Consider the following 19,928-nt stretch of genomic DNA (forward strand, 5'->3'; position numbering starts at 1 on the left):
CGGCGGGGCGAGGTCAGCTGTTCACGCCGTCCTCCGGTTGGCTCCGGCTCCCGAACAAACTGTATTCCGACAGGCGTCGTATGGAGGTGGCGTACTCGGAAGGCGTCATCCCCGTCAGCTTCTTAAACTGTCTGGAAAAGTAGTGTACCGAGGTATAGCCGAGCCGGTCCGATATCTCGGTAAAATTTAAATGATTGTCGCGGATCAGCTGTTTGGCCGTTTCGATCTTCATGGAAGAGAAATAGTCGATCACTCCGCACCCGTGCGCCTCCCGGAAAATCTTCTGGAGCTGGGAACGCCCTGTCAGCGTATCGTGGCAGATGGTATCGATGGAGAGACACTCTCCGATGTGTTCCTCCATGTAGCGCACGATCCGGCTGTAGGCGTCGCTCTTAATGCGGACCTCCGGCTGCCGCCGGGGCCCGAACTGTCCCGGATTTTCAAAATATCTGCGGTAGAGATGAATGATCAGTTCTTCCAGATAGTTGGCGATCATCTGCTCCGCCCCGAATGCCAGAGGGGAGGACTGCCGTACCAGTTCTTCCTGATAAGGGTCGTCCATCCGGCCGGAAAATGCGTTGCGGGCTTCTATAATAATTCTTGCCAGCAGCTCCCGCTCCGTCTCTGAAACGGTGAGCATTTTCCCCTCAAATGCCTTCATGCAGGGAGAATGACACTCAAATCCAATAACCACCAGGTTCGGCGCCACTTCTCCGTTAGTAATGATGTTATGGAATTCCCCCGGTTTGTGGAAGATAATATTTCCACGTTTCAGCGGGACTCGTTTCTCTCCAGCCATTACGTCAATCACGCCCTTGTCCACACAGACAAATTCCCAAAAATCATGACTCTCACCCGGAAATGAGAAATTACTCATATATTCGAAATAGTGTATGGAAATGACTTTGCGTACAACGGCGCTGGTCCGGAGCACCGTACTCTTGTATTCCATAAACGCCTCCTTTCAGACGTACGTACCATTCACAGCCCGCGCCACCCCCTGTTTCCCGCCCTGCCCCGGCTGTACCTGTGTGAAATGTGAAACGACTCCGTTTCGTGTTTACAGTATATCATATTCTGTGGTAAAATAGTAAAATGTGTACGATAATGCAAATAAAATGGCAGATAGTGCAAATATATTTTCCTGTGTATTCACTATACTGGAGTTAGTAAAACGTGTTCGGCAATCAAGTCACTACGGACTGCCGGGGCGAGTTGAAAATAAGGAGGTAGTTGCGATGACTAAGAAACCAGTTCTGGTAATTATGGCAGCAGGGATGGGGAGCCGTTACGGCGGTCTTAAGCAGATTGACCCGGTAGACCCATACGGTAACAAGATCATTGACTTTTCTATTTACGATGCGGTGGAAGCCGGGTTCGAGAAGGTGGTATTCATTATTAAAAAGGCCATCGAAAAAGAGTTTAAGGAGCAGATCGGAGACCGCATGGCGAAATACGTGCAGGTGGAATACGTGTTCCAGGAGCTCGATAAGCTGCCGGAGGGCTACAGCGTACCGGAAGGCCGTGTGAAGCCATGGGGAACGGCTCATGCGATTCTGTGCTGCAAGGATGCGGTAGACGGACCGTTTGCAGTGATCAATGCCGATGATTACTATGGCAAGAGCGCATTTAAATCCATTTATGACCAGCTGGTTGAATATTCAGACAACGAAAAGTATCAGTACACCATGGTGGGCTACAAGCTTTATAACACTTTGACGGAGAACGGACATGTGGCGCGCGGTGTCTGCACCACGGACGAGAGCAGCCATCTGGTGGATATCCACGAGAGAACCAGAATCGAAAAGCACGGCGACATCGCGGAGTTTACAGAGGATGACGGTGCGACCTGGACGGAACTTCCGGAGGAGACCATCGTTTCCATGAATATGTGGGGCTTTACGGCCAGTGTTTTAAAGGAGATCGATGCCAGATTTGCCGCCTTCTTAGATCGTGAACTGCCAAAGAATCCGATTAAATGCGAATATTTCCTGCCATTTGTGGTAGATGAACTGTTAAAAGAGGGGAAAGCCGACGTGACGGTGCTGAAGAGCATTGACCGCTGGTATGGAGTTACTTATAAAGAGGACAAGGAAACGGTTGTGAACGCCATAAAGGGGCTCAAGGAAGCCGGATTCTATCCAGAAAAATTATGGGAGGAAGCGTGATGGGAGACGCACAGTGTGGTAAAATCAGAGAGGCCATCGACCTTTTAAGCTTTGAAGGGGAACCGATTTCCTGGGAACGTTACGGAAGCGGTCACATCAATGACACGTTTCGGCTGGTATGCAGAGACGGTGAGAAGGAGCATTTATACATACTCCAGAGAATCAACCATGAAATCTTTACCGATCCGGTGTCTCTGATGAGAAACATCGCCGGCGTCACTTCCTTCCTGCGTGAGAAAATCATCGCACAGGGCGGTGATCCGTACCGTGAGACATTAAACATCGTAAAATCCAGAGACGGCAAAGATTACGTGACAGACAGCGACGGAAATTACTGGAGAGGTTACTTATTTATCTCTGGCGCCACCTGCTTTGACAAGGTGCGCAATCCAGACGACTTCTATCAGAGCGGTAAGGCGTTCGGCCATTTCCAGCGTCAGCTGGCCGAATATCCGGCAGAAGAGCTGACGGAGACGATTGTAAACTTCCATAACACACCGGTCCGTCTGGAGACATTTAAGAAGGCGGTGGAAGAGGATGTGTGCGGACGCGCTCATCTGGTGGAAGAGGAGATCAAGTTTGTCATGGACCGCGCCGATGAGGCCGGAGCTGCCATGAACATGCTGAAGGAAGGAACGCTTCCGCTCCGCGTAACCCACAACGATACGAAGTTAAACAATATCATGATTGACGATGTTACGGGTGAGGCCCTGTGCATCATCGATCTGGATACCATTATGCCGGGACTGTCCATTTTCGATTTCGGCGACTCCATCCGTTTCGGCGCCAATACAGCCGATGAGGATGAGCCGGATGTCAGCCTTGTTTCGCTGTCCCTTCCGCTGTATGAAATCTATACAAAGGGATTCCTGGAGGGATGCCAGGGCAGCTTAACCCAGGCGGAGCGCGATATGCTCCCTATGGGTGCAAAACTCATGACCTTTGAATGTGGTGTGCGTTTCCTGACTGATTTCCTGCAGGGTGACACGTATTTCCGTATCAGCCGTGAGAATCATAACCTGGACAGAACCAGAACCCAGTTCGCTCTCGTTGCCGACATGGAGAAGAAGTGGGCCGATATGGAAGCGATCGTGTGTAAATATTAAGGATATCAGGAGGAAAATAAATGAGAATTTTAGTGACCGGAGGCGCCGGATATATCGGAAGCCATACATGTGTGGAGCTGTTGAATCAGGGACAGGAAGTCGTTGTTGTCGATAATTTATGCAACTCTTCAGAGGAATCCTTAAACCGGGTAAAACAGATTACAGGAAAAGACGTGACCTTCTATAAGGCAGATTTACTGGATAAGGCTGCTATGGAGGAGATCTTCAGCAAAGAGACAATCGATGCGGTGATCCATTTCGCCGGCTTAAAGGCAGTAGGCGAATCCGTGGCAAAGCCGCTGGAATATTACCATAACAATATTACCGGCACGCTCGTTCTGTGTGACGTGATGAGAAACCATGGCGTGAAGAAGATCATTTTCAGCTCCTCTGCCACCGTATACGGAGACCCGGCGTTCGTTCCAATCACCGAGGACTGCCCGAAGGGAAAGATTACCAATCCATACGGCCAGACGAAGAGTATGCTGGAGCAGATTCTGACTGATTTACATACCGCGGATCCGGAATGGAGCGTGATTTTACTCCGCTACTTCAATCCGGTGGGAGCTCATAAGAGCGGTCTGATCGGAGAAGATCCGGCAGGTATTCCGAACAATTTAACTCCATACATCACCCAGGTTGCCGTAGGCAAACTGAAGGAAGTGGGCGTATTCGGCAATGACTACGATACACCGGATGGAACGGGTGTCCGTGACTATATTCACGTCGTGGATCTGGCCATCGGCCACGTAAAGGCAGTCGATAAACTGGCTCAGTCCGAGCCGGACGTACGTATCTACAATCTGGGAACCGGCAAGGGCTTCAGCGTGCTTCAGATGATCGAGGCATTCTCCAAAGCCTGCGGAAAACAGATTCCATATGCAATCAAACCAAGAAGACCTGGTGATATCGCCGAGTGCTACGCGGATGCTGCACTTGCTAAGAAGGAACTGGGCTGGGAAGCAGAAAGAGGAATTGACGAGATGTGCGAGGATTCCTGGAGATGGCAGTCCAATAATCCGAACGGATACAGATAAGATTGATCCCGGGAAGAAGAGATTCTTCCCGGGATATTTATTCCCGCGAGCAACGAGTCAGGTGGGCGCGCTTGCGGGTGATCGTGACGGATTTTTCAGGCTGTTATACCACGCCTCGACTTCTCCCGGCGTTTTGCTGTTGATAAAAACGGTGTATTCCGGCAGATGAATGGCCAGTATAGGCTGGACATTCCTGTAAATATAGAGCCGGCACTCACCAGTCTGATTCCCGTAGAATTTGCCGAGAAGATAGTCGTTAGTGGCTGCGCCATTGGTCCGGCGGAGCGGTTCTTCCGGAAGGCTGTCGAGGAGCTCTGCCTCCAGAATATCGTCTCTGGAAAAGGAGATATCATACATCCCTGCGGTTACCTCCACGTTGGCGCCGCGGAGGGAAAGCTGCGGCTGCACAAAATCCATCCGCACAAAGACGGCGCAGATCCAGACGAGGAGAAGGACGGTCCCCGCCGTTATGGTGCCGGTTATGGCTTTTGCAGCCGGTTTGGCCATGTTCATGCTGAAGTTGGCGCTGCACATCCGGTCCTGAACGAAGAAACGTTTATCGTCAGGATTGCTGTACCAGCCATTTTTCCAGTACAGGTCATCGTCTACCAGGAGCGGTGAGCGGTCGGCGGACAGGATATCATTCCGTTTATTTTCCAGCCACAGGATGGCGGCGGTAATCAGCACGATTACGGTGATCTGAATGGCCAGGAAGAGGAAGAATTCCAGTGTAGTTGTCGAACCGCGTACGGCCAGTGGAATCAGCAGAATGGCCATGGAGAGAAGCAGGAGGTAATTGGAAGCGATCCACATCCCGGACCAGACACGCTTCGTTAAACGGTTGACTGCCAGATTGATCTTACTGTCATTGCTGTATACCACGTTTTCCCGGTGACTGTACCAGACGTGTACGGACCAGAACATCGCTTCCGTGAGAAGAACCGCGCCCGGTAAAAGAAAGCGCAGATAGCTGTCTCCGAAATATTCCCGGAGATGAGGAAGGAAAAACAGCGCCAGGATGCTGGCCAGAATTACCGGTAAGTGCCACCAGTGGGAAAACGGCAGCTTTTCAGACACGGAGGAGACTGAGGTATCCACGATCACCGTCCGGACGGGCTCGCCTACAATCCATTTCTTTGATACTTTCAGGTCATACATGCGGCGGTGGGCAAAAAACAGGAGCCCCATGGACACGATGCAGAATTCCAGGAGCCAGAGTGTCCAAACGATCATAAAGATGGAAAGATGTCCCAGGGAGAGAAGCGCGGCTCCCGTTCCTGCCACCAGATTGATGATGTAAAAATTCCGGTTTGCTTTCCTGTAATGAGCGGTCAATGCAGCGGTGCCTTCATCCAGAACCGCCGATTCCGGGACATGGACACCGAATATCATGCCTTCCCGGTAGCGGTGTTTTCCACCGTAAACTGCGGCAAAGATTCCCACGATGCTCCAATCTGTGATTAAGAAAATGACTAATAGCGCAATATCCATGTCTGTCCTCCGTTGTTTCTGTCAGTGCCCTTATGAATGTGTCTTTATGAGCGTATCCTTATGAATGTGTCCTTATGAGTGTATCTTTATGATGGCTCGATCGCCGGTTCCATATGCGCAAAAATTTCTTCGCAGATCGTCAGAAATTCCTTCTTATCCATTCCCTTTAAGCAGGCTTCGGCTCCGATCAACTCCAGCTCTTCCTTTAGTTTTTCGCGGTACTGTAAAGTCGTGTCCTTCATCGGACGCACGGTCGCGCCGTTTCTCCGGTCTATCTCGATAAAACCTTCCGCACGGAGAATCTGATAAGTCTTGTTTACCGTCATAGTGTTGACGCCCGCATCGAGGGCCAGCTGACGTACCGTAGGAAGCTTTTCACCGACTTTCAGTTCCCCTTTTCCGATTCCGGTAACAATCTGGTTCCGCAGCTGGACGTAGATAGGGACAGTGCTGGCCGTGTTCAGACGAATAATCATGGAATTACCTCCTTTCTGAAATAAGTATTATTTGTATTATATATAGTAATACAAATAATACTTATTGTCAATAGAAACAGAAATGGCCGCCGGACAATTCCGACGGCCATTCGTATGACTGTTACAGGGTTGGATAAACCAGTTCGTGCAGGAGTTTAGGAAGCTGTTCCTCCATGTTTTCATCGCCAAACTGGCAGGTGCCGACGTTCTTGTGACCGCCGCCGCCGTATTTTAACATCAGGCTTCCGACATCAAGAGACGCGGTACGGTTTAAGACGCTGTAACCGACTGCGACAGAGCAGCCGATACCGCCCTTTCCATTGACGATCCATGCGGAAATATTCTGCTCCGGATACATGCTGTAGATCAGGAAACGGTTGCCCGTATAGATGGGATCGACTCCCCGCAGGTCTGAGATGATCACATCCTGTTCCACTCTGGTATGTTTGGCAATCATGGCCATGAATTTCTCTGTCTGCTCAAAATAGACCTCGATCCGCTCCTGTACATCCGGAAGATTTAAGATTTCCTCGGTGTTCATGGTGCGGCAGGCGTCGATCAAACGCTCCATTAACTGGTAGTTGGAGATCGTAAAGTTCCTCCAGCGTCCCAGGCCGGTTCTCGGGTCCATCAGAAAGCCGATCAGTATCCATCCCTTCGGATTCTGGATTTCATCGATGGTGAGGTGACCGGAGTCCACCTTGTCCACGGCCTCCATCATCTCATTAAAATGAGAGAAACGCTCATTTCCGCCGTAGTATTCGTATATAATCCTGGCACAGGAAGGGGCCAGACGGCTCTCTCCTTTGTATTTGCCTTCCAGCTCGAGCCTCTCGAACTCGCTGGAATGATGGTCGAACCAAAGGCCGCAGCCTTCTACAAAGGGGACATTTGCCAGACAGTCATCCTCTGTGATCTCGACGAGACCGTCCTGTAAGTCCTTCGGATGAGCAAATTTCCAATGGTCGATGACGCCTGCCTCTTTTAGAAGAGCGCCGCAGACGAGACCATCAAAGTCAGAACGTGTTACTAATCTCATGGTTTCATTTCCTCCTGCTTTTGACATTTTCGTACATTTTATGTAATTACTGCCTCTATCATATCACTTTTGAGGGCAGTTGAACAGTGAATAAAAAAGTTTGCTTCCTATGGAAAATGCTTGACAAGGCTCTTTTCATACGATAATATTAATATCGCAACAGAAGTAACAGGAAACAGAATAACAATTGAAAAGTACGTAATATCCCTTATTCAGAGTGATGGAGATAAAAGGATCTGTGAAGTCACGGCAACCCCGGCCTGAATGGCGCACATTGGTGTGCAGTCAGGAGAGGGCGGAAGGTGCCAACCTGAGCGAGAAATCGAGCAATAAGAGGATTTGATACATGATTTATCAAGTCCGCATTGCTGCGGGCTTTTCTTTTTGTTATTCCCGCGGGCAGCGAGCCAAAGTCAAGCTTGTTTGAATTTGGCGACTGCCGCGAGGGTCAGAAAACCGGCAGCTGGCTGCAGGTTTTCTGACTCCCCCATGTACATAAGGAGGAAATGACAACATGGAAAAATTATTATTTACATCCGAGTCCGTGACGGAAGGCCATCCGGACAAAATGTGCGACCAGATTTCCGATGCGATTCTGGACGAGATGTTAAAGCAGGACCCGATGAGCCGTGTGGCCTGTGAGACTTGCTGTACCACAGGTCTTGTACTGGTTATGGGTGAGGTGACCACTCACGCATACGTGGATATCCAGAAGGTAGTCCGCGAGACGATTCGCCAGATCGGCTATGACCGCGCGAAATACGGCTTTGACTGCGATACCTGCGGTGTGGTCGTATCCCTGGACGAACAGTCCCCGGATATCGCTATGGGCGTAAACAAGGCTCTGGAAGCGAAGGAACACACGATGTCTGAGGCTGAGCTGGATGCAATCGGTGCCGGCGACCAGGGCATGATGTTCGGTTTTGCCAGCAATGAGACGGAAGAGTATATGCCTTATCCGATCGCCCTGGCTCACAAACTGGCACTCCAGCTGACGAAGGTGCGCAAAGACGGCACGTTAAAGTACCTGCGTCCGGATGGAAAGACTCAGGTTACGGTGGAATACGATCAGAATGGCCGTCCGATTCGTCTGGAAGCAGTGGTTTTATCAACCCAGCACGACGAGGCCGTTACTCAGGAGCAGATTCACAAGGATATCAAAGAGTATGTATTTGACGCCATTATCCCGGCTGATATGATCGATGAGGAGACCAAGTTCTTCATCAACCCGACAGGACGTTTCGTTATCGGCGGACCGCAGGGAGACAGCGGACTGACAGGAAGAAAGATCATCGTGGACAGCTACGGCGGATATGCGCGCCACGGCGGCGGCGCCTTCTCCGGTAAGGACTGCACCAAGGTAGACCGTTCAGCGGCCTACGCGGCCCGCTACGTGGCTAAAAACATGGTGGCCGCAGGTCTGGCGGATAAATGCGAGATTCAGTTGTCCTATGCCATTGGTGTGGCACATCCGACTTCCATCATGGTGGATACGTTCGGAACGGGTAAGTTAAGCGACGACAAACTGGTTGAGATCATCCGTGAAAACTTTGACCTCCGTCCGGCGGGAATTATCCGCATGCTCGATCTTCGCAGACCGCTTTACAAGCAGACTGCCGCATACGGACATTTCGGAAGAAATGATCTGGATCTGCCGTGGGAGAAGCTGGATAAGGTGGAGCTATTGAAGAAGTATTTATAAAGGGAATAACGCGATCACTCCGGTGTCCGGCCGGGGTGGGAAATTAGTGAGAAAAGACAGGTGAGAAAGAATTGGCAAAGCGTCTCAAAGCGCTTGAAAGATTCCTTTTCACCTGTTTTTTGTGTGATAATCCGTATGGGCCTGACAAGTGACTATCCTCCCGAGCGCCGCCGCGTGACTTTCCGCCATGAATATGTTATAGTCAGCTCAACAGATTATTAGGGGAAAATAAGGGATACATGAGCGTACAAGGACGCATGGTATCCATGAGAATGGAGGAATCGCTATGGGCTGTGATATACATCTTTTTGCAGAAGGGTATACCGCTGATGTTCGTAACAACGCGCTCCGGAACAGGGGACCCGGTAACCGGCGCTGGAAGAACATCGAACACTGGTATCGGGACGATGTGTGGGCGGATTTAAGGATTCAGGGCGATGGCGGCTTCAGCCGTCGTGATTTGATCGATGGGCACCGCGATTATGGGTTGTTTTATCTGCTGGCCGGAGTCCGGGGAGAAGAGGAGGAAATCTCCTGGCCCCCGATTGCGAAGCCGCGAGGCCTGCCGGAGCAGATGGACGAACTGGTTTTTCGGTATGAGACAGACGAGATGGAGATCGGAAGCATTGACTGCCACGATCTCTCCTGGCTGACGCTGAGAGAACTGAAGGAAAGCGGTTACGGAGGACGATTGCCGTTAAAAGGCTGGGTCAGGGAAGATGAATATGAGAAAATGCTGGAGTTTGATGCGGCTGGTAAACCTTACCAGCTGGCGTTCTGTGATGAAAAGAGCAGGGAGACACCGGAGGCCGGGCTGGTCTACCGGGAATGGCTGGGGTACTTAAATCTGAACCTGACCATGCTGATCAGCCGGCTGGAGGCGCTGAAAGAGGAGTGGAGAATCAAAAGTGACGATGAGGTACGCATCGTGTTCTGGTTTGACAATTAGAGAAAGGCCCGCAATTCAGACGGAACTGGAGCTGGATGACGGAGCCGTGAGAATGAGCGCACTCCAGGGCGGCGCAGAACCGTCAGTCAGACCATTTGCAGTGATTCCGGCCGCATGCGGCGGAAATGCATACGTAAATCAGTACACGGTTCGGAATCTGGAGGCAAACGGCCTTCTGCTGACCGATGAAATGATGACAGAAGGGAACGGCAGTTTATAAAGGGACAGGCAAATTTTATAATAGTTTTATAAATGCGGTCTTCATTCTGTGTTATAATATTTTTGTATAAAATGGAATACTATAAGCAGAGGAGAGACGCACGTTGTGAAACTAAAATTAAGAACACGTCTGGCGGTCGCTTTTGTGATCATAACCGTGGTGCCGCTGGCGCTGATTTACGCGGTTGTGGCGGGACTCAGCAATTATCAGATGAAATCGTTCCGCAAGGCGTATAATTTAACGGAGCAGGTAAATCTCTTTTCCGGCAATTCCCTTCAGATTTTTAACCGAATGACGCAGGTTGAACAGAAAGAAATCGAGAAGATTTTAGACAGCAGCCCGGAGAAGTTTAGTGATATGGAATATATGCAGAAGCTGAATGAAAAGCTGTCGAATAAATATGCATATATGATTGTACGAAAAGACGACCAGATCGTATTTGACGGAAACAGTCATGTGACTCAGGAGCTCCTCGATCAGCTGCCCAAGTATGAAGATGTGGACAGCAGCATTGACGGAGCCATCTATCTGGATGGGGATACGCAGCATCTGGTCAAGCAGATGGATTTCCTTTACCCGGATGAGGGAAAGGGCAGCGTGTTCATTGTATCCAATGTAGACGGACTTCTTCCGGAGATTAAGGCCATGATGGCGGAGATGCTTCTGGCGGTAATTCTGATCATCGTGTTTACGGACGCGATCCTGATGATGTGGGTCTACAGTTCTGTGGTACACCCGCTGGGGCGGCTCCAGGAGGCCACGAAGAAGATCAGGGACGGCAATCTGGATTTTGCACTGGAAGTGGAGAACGACGACGAGATCGGCCAGCTGTGCCAGGATTTCGAAGAGATGCGCATGAGGCTGAAGGAGAACGCGGAAGAGAAGATCCAGTATGACAAGGAAAATAAAGAGTTAATCAGCAATATTTCTCACGATTTAAAGACCCCGATCACAGCCATCAAGGGTTATGTGGAAGGGATCATGGACGGAGTGGCGTCCTCACCGGAGAAGTTAGACCGGTATATACGGACCATTTATAATAAGGCGAATGACATGGATAAGCTGATCGATGAGCTGACGTTCTACTCAAAGATCGATACGAACAAGATTCCGTATACATTTTCCAAGATCAATGTGGCAAGCTACTTCAGAGACTGTGTCGATGAGGTGGGGCTGGAGATGGAAGCGAGAAATATCGAACTGGGATATTTCAACTATGTGGACGAGGACGTGATGGTCATCGCCGACGCGGAGCAGATGAGACGCGTCATCAACAATATTGTCAGCAATTCAGTGAAGTATATTGACAAGAAGAGCGGAATTATCAATATCCGCATCAAGGACGTGGGAGATTTTATCCAGATTGAGATTGAGGATAATGGAAAAGGCATTGCGGCTAAAGATCTGCCCAACATTTTCGACCGGTTCTACCGGACAGACTCTTCCAGGAACTCCTCTCAGGGTGGAAGCGGTATCGGGCTTTCTATCGTAAAGAAGATTATCGAGGACCACGGCGGAAGGATCTGGGCGACCAGTAAGGAAGGCATAGGCACAGAGATACACTTTGTGCTAAGAAAATATCAGGAGGTTATTGCAGAATGAGCAGGATACTGATTATTGAAGACGAAGAGAGCATTGCAGAGCTCGAGAAGGATTATCTGGAACTGAGCGGCTTTGAGGTGGAGATTGAGAATGATGGAGAAGCCGGACTTACGAAGGCTCTTCATGAAGACTTCGATCTGCTGATTCTGGATCTGATGCTTCCGGGCGTGGATGGATTCGAGATCTGCCGCAAGGTCCGGGAAGTGAAGAACACCCCGATTATCATGGTATCTGCGAAAAAAGAGGATATCGATAAGATCCGCGGGCTGGGACTGGGCGCCGACGATTACATCACGAAGCCATTCAGCCCAAGTGAGATGGTAGCACGTGTCAAGGCTCATCTGGCCAGATACGAAAGACTGATCGGAAGCGGAACCCCGGATAATGAAATTGTCGAGATCCGCGGCCTGAAGATTGACAAGACTGCGAGACGCGTGTGGGTCAACGGAGAGGAAAAGAGCTTTACAACAAAGGAATTTGATTTGCTGACCTTCCTGGCACAGAACCCGAACCACGTGTTTACCAAGGAAGAACTGTTCAGCAAAATCTGGGACATGGAATCCATCGGAGATATCGCTACAGTCACGGTTCATATTAAGAAGATCCGCGAGAAGATCGAGTTTAATACGGCGAAGCCGCAGTATATCGAGACGATCTGGGGCGTGGGGTACCGGTTTAAGGTGTAAGACGGGGCGATAACAATGAAGGAAAAATTATATGAAATACCAATGAATGACGCGATGGATGCGGATGACGAATGTCCATTCTGTTACGTGGAACGGAAAACGGAGCAGGAGTTAATGGACTTTGTCCTGGGTTCCTGTGCCTCGTATATGGAGAGTGATACGAGGGAAGCGACGGACAAGGCGGGATTCTGCCGGGTCCATCAGAAGAAGATGTTTGATTATGGCAATGCACTGGGGAACGGATGGATTTTAAAGACGTATTATAAGAAAATGATTCAGGAGATGAAGTCCGAGTTTAAGGATTATACGCCGGGAAAAACCTCCATGATGGACCGGATTACGGGAAAGGCCGGAAAACGGGACGGCGGTAATGGGAATCCCATTGAAAAATGGGTGAACGAAAAGGAACGGACCTGCTATATCTGTGATCGTTTTAATCAGGTCTATGAGCGATATATCGCCACATTTTTTCATCTGTACAAAAAGGACGCGGCCTTTCGGGAAAAGGTTAAGAACGGGAAGGGCGTCTGTCTCCATCATTTTGCAGAGCTGTGCGCAGGGGCGGACCGGTATTTAAACGACGCTGAACGCAGAGACTTTTATCCCATGATTTTTGATGTGATGCAGCGCAACATGGAGCGCCTGTCCGCGGATGTGGACTGGTTTATTGAAAAATACGATTACTTAAACCGTGATGCAGACTGGAAGCAGTCCAAGGATGCCATTCAGCGGGGCATGCAGAAGATCCGCGGCGGATATCCGGCGGATCCGGTTTACCGGATGAAATAGGATATCGGATGTGCCGAATCATATAGGAAATAGAATACAGGATATGCCTGTCAGGGATGGACATATTAAACAAAAAGCTGCCTGCTTATCGGAATGATAAACAGGCAGCTTTTTTACGTATAAAGACAGGGAAAAATAGTTGAAAATTATACGATATAAACGAAAAAAATATAGTTATTTTACTTTAATTGACACTAATTACTAAAGGTGCTATGTTAAAAACAAAGCTGACCGTCAGATTTTTAAACCAGGAGGAACGGGTATGGAAAATGAAATGTACCGGTATCAGAAAGTGAAGCAGGATCTTCTGCAGGAGATCAGGCACATGGCCCCGGATTCCAGACTGAAGTCCAGGCCGCAGCTGGTAAAACAGTATGATGTGACACGGACTACCATAGACAAAGCCATTTCGGAGCTGATAGGGGAGGGATATTTATACGCAAAAAACGGAAGCGGAACCTATGTTTCTCAAGGGAAAGAAACGGAGACAGAGATCATGTTTCCTTCTGCCAGCTGGGGCGTGATAATTCCGGATATTCGCAAGGATGTCTATCCGGGCATGGTTAGAGGAATTGAGGATGTGGCAAATCGTTATAATGTCAATGTGATTATTGGCAATACGGATTATGAGATGGACAAGCAGGATGAATATATCAGTAAATTTATCAGATCCGGAATCGGAGGACTGATTATTGTACCTACTATCCATGAATCTGGGCGGATTACCATGTTTACGGAGGCCAGAACAGCGGGAGTCCCTATCGTCTTCTGCAACAGAGGGGTGTCAGGCTTCGAGGCGCCGCTGGTGCTGTCCAATGATTTTTACGGCGAGTACATAGCTGCAAAATATGCGATTGGCAGCGGATATAGGAAAATAGCATTCTTAGCCCGGTACTGGTATTCTACATCCAGGGCGCGTCTTCAGGGATATTTAAGCGCTATGACAGAACACGGGATAGTACCGGAGGAAATTTACTACAGTTATAATGGTCAGGATAAGATTGATGTGGAAAAAGCGGCAGAAGAACTGTTGGTGAGGCCGGAACGTCCTGATGCGATTATGTGCTTTAATGACAATATAGCAGAGATTGTATACCGGGTTGCGGAGCGGCTGGGGATTGCCATTGGAAGCGATTTAGGACTGATCGGCTACGATAATACGGCGCTATGCGAACAACTGCCTGTTAAGCTGACTTCAGTCAGTTTCAAGACTTATGAGATAGGGGAAAATGCTGCAAATCTTTTGTTGGACATCACCAACGGGCGTCAGATATCCGAGAAAAAGATGGTTGTTCTGCAGCCGGAACTTGTGGTGCGGCAGAGCTGTTTGGGCAGGAGATGCCGGACAGGAGAAGCGTTGGCATAGCATCGTACTGTTTTGTACAAGATTACGGCGATGCTTTACCAGTTTAGAATGGAGGAGTTTATATGAGGAAGGTTGTTTCAGTAATATTGGCAATGAGTATGGTTTTATCGCTTTGTGCATGTGGCAGGAAGGAAGAAAAGACTGCCGCGTCAGAGACGGCGGCGGAAACAAAGACAGAGGCCGTTGTGCAGGAGAAAACTTCTGAGGCCACAACAGAACCGGTTTCTGAAGCAGAAGCAGGACTGCCGGAAGGACCTGTGGAGATCCAGATGTGGACAGATTTTAACGTTAGTGAAGAGGTGCTGCAGGGAGTGATTGACAGATTTGAAGCGGCTTATAAAGATCAGGGCTATACCATCGTTCTGGATAAGTTCGCGGGTTCAGACCGGGCGACGAAGCTTTCACTGGCAAAAGAATCCAGGACGCTGCCGGCTCTGTTCTTATCCGCATGGTTTACTTCGGCAGACGAAGTACATCAGGGAAATATTCTTGATATTGATGATATTGCGCAGACGGCGAAAAGTGATATTTACCCATCAACGTATGACGCAACCTGTATTAACGGAAAGAGTTATATGATTGGCTTATATCAGTCGTACTTTGGATTGCTTTACAATGCAGATTATTTTAAAGCGGCCGGTCTGGAGGAATTCATTCCTGCGAATGAGCTGGAAATTGCGGCATGGAGTCTTTCAGATTTCCAGGAAAAAATATTGCCGGCGCTGGCAGAGCAGTTTAGAGGGACGGAAAAGTATCCGCTGGGACTTTTTGCGGCTTCTGTACAGGCGGATACCCACATGATGAACTGGCTTAGTATGTATGGCGGACAGATGTGGAAAGATGGAAGGAGCAATTCTGGTTCTGATGAAAAGGTAATAAAGGCACTGGATACCATGAAGGCCTGGACAGATGCAGGATACACCAATACAGATGTTGCTACCAAGGACGGCACCGAGGTTATGCCTGATTTCCAGAACCAGCTGTGTGCCATTTCCCATGGTCAGTACACCAATTATGTAGCAACCAAAGGAAAGATTGACAGCGGAGAAATCGAGAAGTTTGATGTCAGGCTTGCTTCTGTTCCGGCAGAGGATAACGGGAGCGACAGAAATATCATGGCCAGCTACATATACGGTGCCTGTGTTATGAACAATGGAAAAGAAGACGAAATTGCGGTGGCCAAGGAATTCCTTCGCTGGCTGCTTCAGGATAAGGAGAGCTTGACAGCAATTAATACTGCCGGTACTCCATGCTTTAAATCCATTGCAAAGTCCGTGGAGGCGGAATATCCGATTTATGCCTCTTATGAGAAAATGTCGGGGAATCTCTGGGATTTTACGGGAAATGTACCAGGCTTTGTAGAGACGAGAAAGGATTTGTTTCCGGCGATCCAGTCCGTATACTCGGGAGAAAAGACGGCGGCCGATGCGCTGACGGAGTATTCTGAAAAAGCAAACAAGGTAATTGATGAATATACACAGAATTCTCTGGTATTAAATCCATAAGCAGATTGGAAAGGTGACTGCCATGAAACGGAAAAAACTGATGGCAAATCTGCAGGCGTACCTCTTTGTGGGACCGTTTGTGATCTTGTCAGTAGTATTTATGATTTATCCCATCATCAGTGGGTTTATCAGCAGCTTCTATACCACGAGATTCAGCCGCAATGCATTTGTGGGGCTGGAAAATTACATAAAAATATTTACGGACGACATTTACCTGATAGGAATCCGCAATAGCGTGCTGTTTGTGATAACCGTGGTACCGCTGCTGATTATTATGGGAATTTGGATATCAGGGGCGATTTTTGACAAGCTGCCGTCCTATATCTCGGCGGTGAGAGTCTGCCTTTATATTCCTGTAATTGCGTCCATGGTGGTTATGTCCATTATCTGGCGGTTCATACTGGATTCACAGTCCGGCCTTGTGAAATATTTTAGCATGGTGTTCGGGTTCGAGGCGGTTAACGTCCTGGCTGACAGGACGTGGACCCTCGTGCTTTTGATCTTTATTCTGTTTACCATGAATATCGGTCAGAGTGTGATTCTGTATGTGGCCGATATGATCGGAATATCAAGGGATTTAATCGAGGCCTGCAAGATTGACGGCGGTTCCAGACTGGATATGTACCGCTATGTGCTGGTACCGTTGACAAGGCCTACGACTGTTTTTATCTTTATCACGCAGACTGCCGCTGTAATCCGGGTGTTTGTTGTGATACAACTGCTTACCCGCGGAGGCCCCAGTTACCAGTCTACTACGATGATGTATCTGATGTACCAGCAGGCCTTTGAACAGGGCAACACAGGCGTCGGATCTGCAATCGGAGTGCTGCTGTTCCTTTTTACCCTGGTACTTGTACTTTTACAGCAGCTGGTCACCGGAAAGAGGAAGGGGGGCTGATTATGGCTGGAAGATTTACTGTAAAGCTGAGACATGCATCCAAATTTGACTTAGTGTCCAACGCGCTTATTATTTTATTTTGTTTCTTTTCACTGTTTCCTGTCTATTGGCTGCTTACCGGTTCTATAAAATACTCTTCGGATATTGTGAAGATTCCACCGGACTGGATTCCTTCCAGAGTGACTGCACAGAACTTCCTCCACGTATTTGAGAAGAATCCGGCATGGCATTGGATGTTCAACAGTGTAGCAATCACTGTGATTACGGTGGCTCTGCTGGTGCTGGTGTCCTCAGCGGCAGGATACGGATTGTCGAAAATGGAGTTTGTGGGCAGGAATATTATTTTTGCTTTTATTATTGCAGCGCTTTTGATTCCAAAAGAAATATATATTATTCCGCTGTATAAGCTGATGGTGAAGTTCCAATGGGTAGGGACGTACCGGGCGATTATACTGCCTGATGTGGCAATGCCTTTCGGTGTTTATCTGCTGAAAAATTTCTATGACTCCATTCCCAATGAGATTATGGAGGCCACTGAGGTAGACGGCTGCAGTAAGATGCGCTTCTTTCTGGAATTTGGACTTCCACTTTCCAAACCGGGTATCGGGGCACTGGCGATTCTGTCGGCTGTCCGAGTATGGAATGGTTACTTATGGCAGCTGGTGAACGCTACAGATAAGTATTCTTATACACTGCCGGTGGGAGTGGCAAAGCTGTTTGACACTACGGGAGGCGATGTGGATTACGGGCTTAAATTCGCCGGTGCGGTGCTGACTGCCCTTCCGCTGTTTATCATTTTCTTTTCCTTCCAGAAGTTTTTTACGGAAGGAGTATCGGCCGGTGCGGTCAAAGGTTGACATAAAAAATAAAGATTTAGAGGTAATGGTATGAATAAAAAATTTAAAGGTATTTATGCGGCCTTATTGACCCCATTCGATCAATACGGCCAGGTGAATGTAAAAGAGATGAAAAAGCTGGTTCGGTATCTGATTGGAAAAGGAATCGACGGGTTCTATGTGGCAGGAAGCAGCGGTGAGACCTTCCTGCTCTCTCTGGAAGAACGGAAACGGGTGCTGGAAGCGGTGCTGGAAGAAAATAACGGGGAGAAAACGGTGTTTGCACATGTGGGTCATATTTCTACTGAATTTGCAAGGGAATGCGCCGTACATGCCAGGCAGGCCGGTGCTGACGCAGTGTCAGCCATCAGTCCGTTCTATTACAAATTTACCGCCGATGAGGTGAAACAGTACTATTTTGATATTATGGACTCCAGTGATCTCCCCATGTTTATTTATAATTTTCCCAGTCAGTCAGGCTTTTCCCTTACAACTGATTTACTGGATGAGTTGTGCGCCAACGGTCGTGTGGCAGGAGTGAAGTTTACCTCCAATGAGTTTTTTCAGATGGAGCGAATGAAGGCGGGACATCCGGAGCTGACCCTGTTTAATGGATTTGATCAGATGTTCTTATCAGGTCTGGCGGCCGGAGCGGATGGCGGAATTGGGAGTACCTATAATATTCTGGCGCCAGTGATACGGAAAATCTATACTGGTTTCTTAAGTGGGGATATGGAGACAGCCAGGGAGAATCAGGCCCGCGTCAACGAAGTAATTTCGGTTACCAGAAAATATGGAACTCTGAAATGCATCAAGGCAATTCTTCAGATGGAGGGCATTGAAATGGGAGAAATGAGACGTCCGTTTCTGCCTCTGCCGCAGGAAGCCATGGACAGTATGCATCGTATCTGCGAAGAGTTTGTGAGACAGCCATAAAGACGGACCGGGGGTGTGAGATGGAACTGTGCGAAATGCCGTTTGTGCTGGAATTGAACAGAATTTCCTACCTTATGAAAGGAGGAAATTTATTAAAAGAGTTTTTTGGATACAGCGATCCGGACTGCCGGTACTCCCAGGTCTGGCTGGCCTCCACGGTGAGATCCGCGCTAAACGGAGGGCGGGAGGGGCTGTCTGTGCTTAGGAAGGATTATGGAGGGGATTATCTAAAAACGGTGCTGGAAAGGAAGCCAGAAGAATTTCTCGGTAAGGAACATGTGAACAAGTATGGCGCTTCACCCGCTGTACTGGTCAAACTGCTGAATTCGAAAACACGCCTGCTGGTACAGACACATCCGACGAAGGAGAAGGCAAAAGCGTATTTTGACCTGCCGTTTGGGAAAACAGAATGCTGGTATGTCCTGGATACAGTCAAGAATCGTACAGCGTATATTTATGCAGGATTCCGGCCGGGAGTGACGAGGGAATGCTTTCGATCTTATATAGAAATGCAGGAAACTGAGAAAATTTTAAACTGTCTGCACCAGTTTACTGTCGCTCCAGGGGATGTGGTCTATATTCCTGCGGGTACGCCCCATGCCTTGGGAGCGGACAGTCTGGTGGCGGAAATTCAGGAACCGGTGGATTTGACACTGCGGGCAGAGCGAATCCGCCCGGATGGCAGTGTGCTTCCGGAAGAATCGCTTCACGGAGGATTAGGAATGGCCGTTCTGCTTGACTGCTTTGATTTTACCTGTCTGGAACGGGAGCAGGCGGGTAAACGGTATTTTGTAAAGCCACAGACGCTGGCTCAAACGGGTGGAACCAGGGCTGTTTGTTTGATTGGCCCCAGTACCACGAAGTGTTTTTCCATGAACCGGGTTACCTTGTCGGGGGGAGGGGAATACAGTGCCCAAAACCACCATTTTGTAATTGTATTTGCTGCAGCGGGCAGAGGGGAACTGATGGTTGGGGGCCAGTCACTTAAGATAGAAAAGGGGATGGAAATCTTCATTCCTTATGGTGTCAGGGAATACCGGTATCGGGCGGAAAACTCTCTTGAGGTTCTGGAGTGTTTTCCGCCGGAGTAAGAGGAGGGGAAGGACAGATAAAACGGAGTAC

Annotated in this window: 19 protein-coding genes and 1 riboswitch; of the genes, 15 read left to right on the top strand and 4 right to left on the bottom strand. The window is 48.9% G+C overall.

Translation table 11 applies throughout. From position 1 onward, the window contains the following. Window positions 1–13 precede the first annotated feature (13 nt). Window positions 14–952: an AraC family transcriptional regulator gene (locus DFR60_RS03450; protein ID WP_110321654.1), complete on the bottom strand. Its 939-nt coding sequence runs from the start codon at window positions 950–952 to the stop codon at window positions 14–16. 286 nt (window positions 953–1,238) lie between these two features. Between DFR60_RS03450 and DFR60_RS03455 the strand changes: the two genes are divergently transcribed. From DFR60_RS03455 to galE, 3 genes are read left to right on the top strand one after another with little or no spacing between them, the layout of a single operon-like run. After that, a complete protein-coding gene (locus DFR60_RS03455) occupies window positions 1,239–2,168 on the top strand; it encodes a nucleotidyltransferase family protein (protein WP_055653181.1) in 930 nt (309 codons plus the stop codon). Next, window positions 2,168–3,274 carry a phosphotransferase enzyme family protein gene (locus tag DFR60_RS03460; protein ID WP_002605029.1) on the top strand — a complete coding sequence of 369 codons (1,107 nt, stop codon included), beginning with the start codon at window positions 2,168–2,170 and terminating at the stop codon, window positions 3,272–3,274. The genes DFR60_RS03455 and DFR60_RS03460 overlap by 1 nt, the downstream gene beginning before the upstream one ends. Before the next feature lie 20 nt (window positions 3,275–3,294). After that, complete coding sequence (gene galE / locus DFR60_RS03465; protein WP_055653183.1) at window positions 3,295–4,311, top strand: UDP-glucose 4-epimerase GalE; 1,017 nt, start codon at window positions 3,295–3,297, stop codon at window positions 4,309–4,311. Between the two features lie 57 nt (window positions 4,312–4,368). Here galE and DFR60_RS03470 read toward each other — a convergent pair whose 3' ends face one another. From DFR60_RS03470 to DFR60_RS03480, 3 genes are all read right to left on the bottom strand, one after another. Next, window positions 4,369–5,802: a hypothetical protein gene (locus tag DFR60_RS03470; RefSeq protein ID WP_110321655.1), complete on the bottom strand. Its 1,434-nt coding sequence runs from the start codon at window positions 5,800–5,802 to the stop codon at window positions 4,369–4,371. An 86-nt stretch (window positions 5,803–5,888) separates the two neighbouring features. Next, a complete protein-coding gene (locus DFR60_RS03475; RefSeq protein WP_110321656.1) occupies window positions 5,889–6,278 on the bottom strand; it encodes a GntR family transcriptional regulator in 390 nt (129 codons plus the stop codon). 121 nt (window positions 6,279–6,399) lie between these two features. Then, a complete protein-coding gene (locus DFR60_RS03480) occupies window positions 6,400–7,317 on the bottom strand; it encodes a DHH family phosphoesterase (RefSeq protein ID WP_110321657.1) in 918 nt (305 codons plus the stop codon). Between the two features lie 205 nt (window positions 7,318–7,522). Further along, window positions 7,523–7,653, top strand: a riboswitch (SAM riboswitch). Between the two features lie 178 nt (window positions 7,654–7,831). Here DFR60_RS03480 and metK point away from each other — a divergent pair. The 12 genes from metK to DFR60_RS03540 all read left to right on the top strand — a co-directional run bounded on the left by metK (window position 7,832) and on the right by DFR60_RS03540 (window position 19,897). Continuing rightward, window positions 7,832–9,019 (top strand): methionine adenosyltransferase, encoded by a 1,188-nt coding sequence (gene metK, locus DFR60_RS03485; RefSeq protein WP_002605024.1) that lies wholly within the window; start codon window positions 7,832–7,834, stop codon window positions 9,017–9,019. 286 nt (window positions 9,020–9,305) lie between these two features. Further along, window positions 9,306–9,968: a hypothetical protein gene (locus tag DFR60_RS03490; RefSeq protein ID WP_110321658.1), complete on the top strand. Its 663-nt coding sequence runs from the start codon at window positions 9,306–9,308 to the stop codon at window positions 9,966–9,968. Then, complete coding sequence (locus DFR60_RS03495; RefSeq protein WP_146218574.1) at window positions 9,928–10,188, top strand: hypothetical protein; 261 nt, start codon at window positions 9,928–9,930, stop codon at window positions 10,186–10,188. The genes DFR60_RS03490 and DFR60_RS03495 overlap by 41 nt, the downstream gene beginning before the upstream one ends. A gap of 105 nt (window positions 10,189–10,293) precedes the next feature. Beyond that, the gene (locus tag DFR60_RS03500; protein WP_002605021.1) at window positions 10,294–11,790 is read left to right on the top strand and encodes a sensor histidine kinase; all 1,497 of its coding nucleotides are present in this window, start codon (window positions 10,294–10,296) and stop codon (window positions 11,788–11,790) included. Further along, the gene (locus DFR60_RS03505; RefSeq protein WP_002605020.1) at window positions 11,787–12,476 is read left to right on the top strand and encodes a response regulator transcription factor; all 690 of its coding nucleotides are present in this window, start codon (window positions 11,787–11,789) and stop codon (window positions 12,474–12,476) included. The genes DFR60_RS03500 and DFR60_RS03505 overlap by 4 nt, the downstream gene beginning before the upstream one ends. Before the next feature lie 15 nt (window positions 12,477–12,491). Then, complete coding sequence (locus DFR60_RS03510; RefSeq protein WP_110321660.1) at window positions 12,492–13,265, top strand: DUF6062 family protein; 774 nt, start codon at window positions 12,492–12,494, stop codon at window positions 13,263–13,265. Window positions 13,266–13,527: 262 nt separating this feature from the next. Further along, window positions 13,528–14,631 (top strand): substrate-binding domain-containing protein, encoded by a 1,104-nt coding sequence (locus tag DFR60_RS03515; protein ID WP_110321661.1) that lies wholly within the window; start codon window positions 13,528–13,530, stop codon window positions 14,629–14,631. A 62-nt stretch (window positions 14,632–14,693) separates the two neighbouring features. Further along, window positions 14,694–16,136, top strand: coding sequence for an ABC transporter substrate-binding protein (locus tag DFR60_RS03520; RefSeq protein ID WP_110321662.1), 1,443 nt, complete (start codon window positions 14,694–14,696; stop codon window positions 16,134–16,136). 22 nt (window positions 16,137–16,158) lie between these two features. After that, window positions 16,159–17,034: a carbohydrate ABC transporter permease gene (locus tag DFR60_RS03525; protein ID WP_110321663.1), complete on the top strand. Its 876-nt coding sequence runs from the start codon at window positions 16,159–16,161 to the stop codon at window positions 17,032–17,034. 2 nt (window positions 17,035–17,036) lie between these two features. Next, complete coding sequence (locus DFR60_RS03530) at window positions 17,037–17,891, top strand: carbohydrate ABC transporter permease (RefSeq protein ID WP_110321664.1); 855 nt, start codon at window positions 17,037–17,039, stop codon at window positions 17,889–17,891. A gap of 30 nt (window positions 17,892–17,921) precedes the next feature. Beyond that, window positions 17,922–18,806 (top strand): N-acetylneuraminate lyase, encoded by an 885-nt coding sequence (locus DFR60_RS03535; RefSeq protein ID WP_110321665.1) that lies wholly within the window; start codon window positions 17,922–17,924, stop codon window positions 18,804–18,806. A 20-nt stretch (window positions 18,807–18,826) separates the two neighbouring features. Beyond that, window positions 18,827–19,897, top strand: coding sequence for a class I mannose-6-phosphate isomerase (locus DFR60_RS03540; RefSeq protein ID WP_110321666.1), 1,071 nt, complete (start codon window positions 18,827–18,829; stop codon window positions 19,895–19,897). Window positions 19,898–19,928 lie beyond the last annotated feature (31 nt).

It is taken from the genome of Hungatella effluvii (assembly GCF_003201875.1).
Taxonomy (GTDB): Bacteria; Bacillota; Clostridia; order Lachnospirales; family Lachnospiraceae; genus Hungatella; species Hungatella effluvii.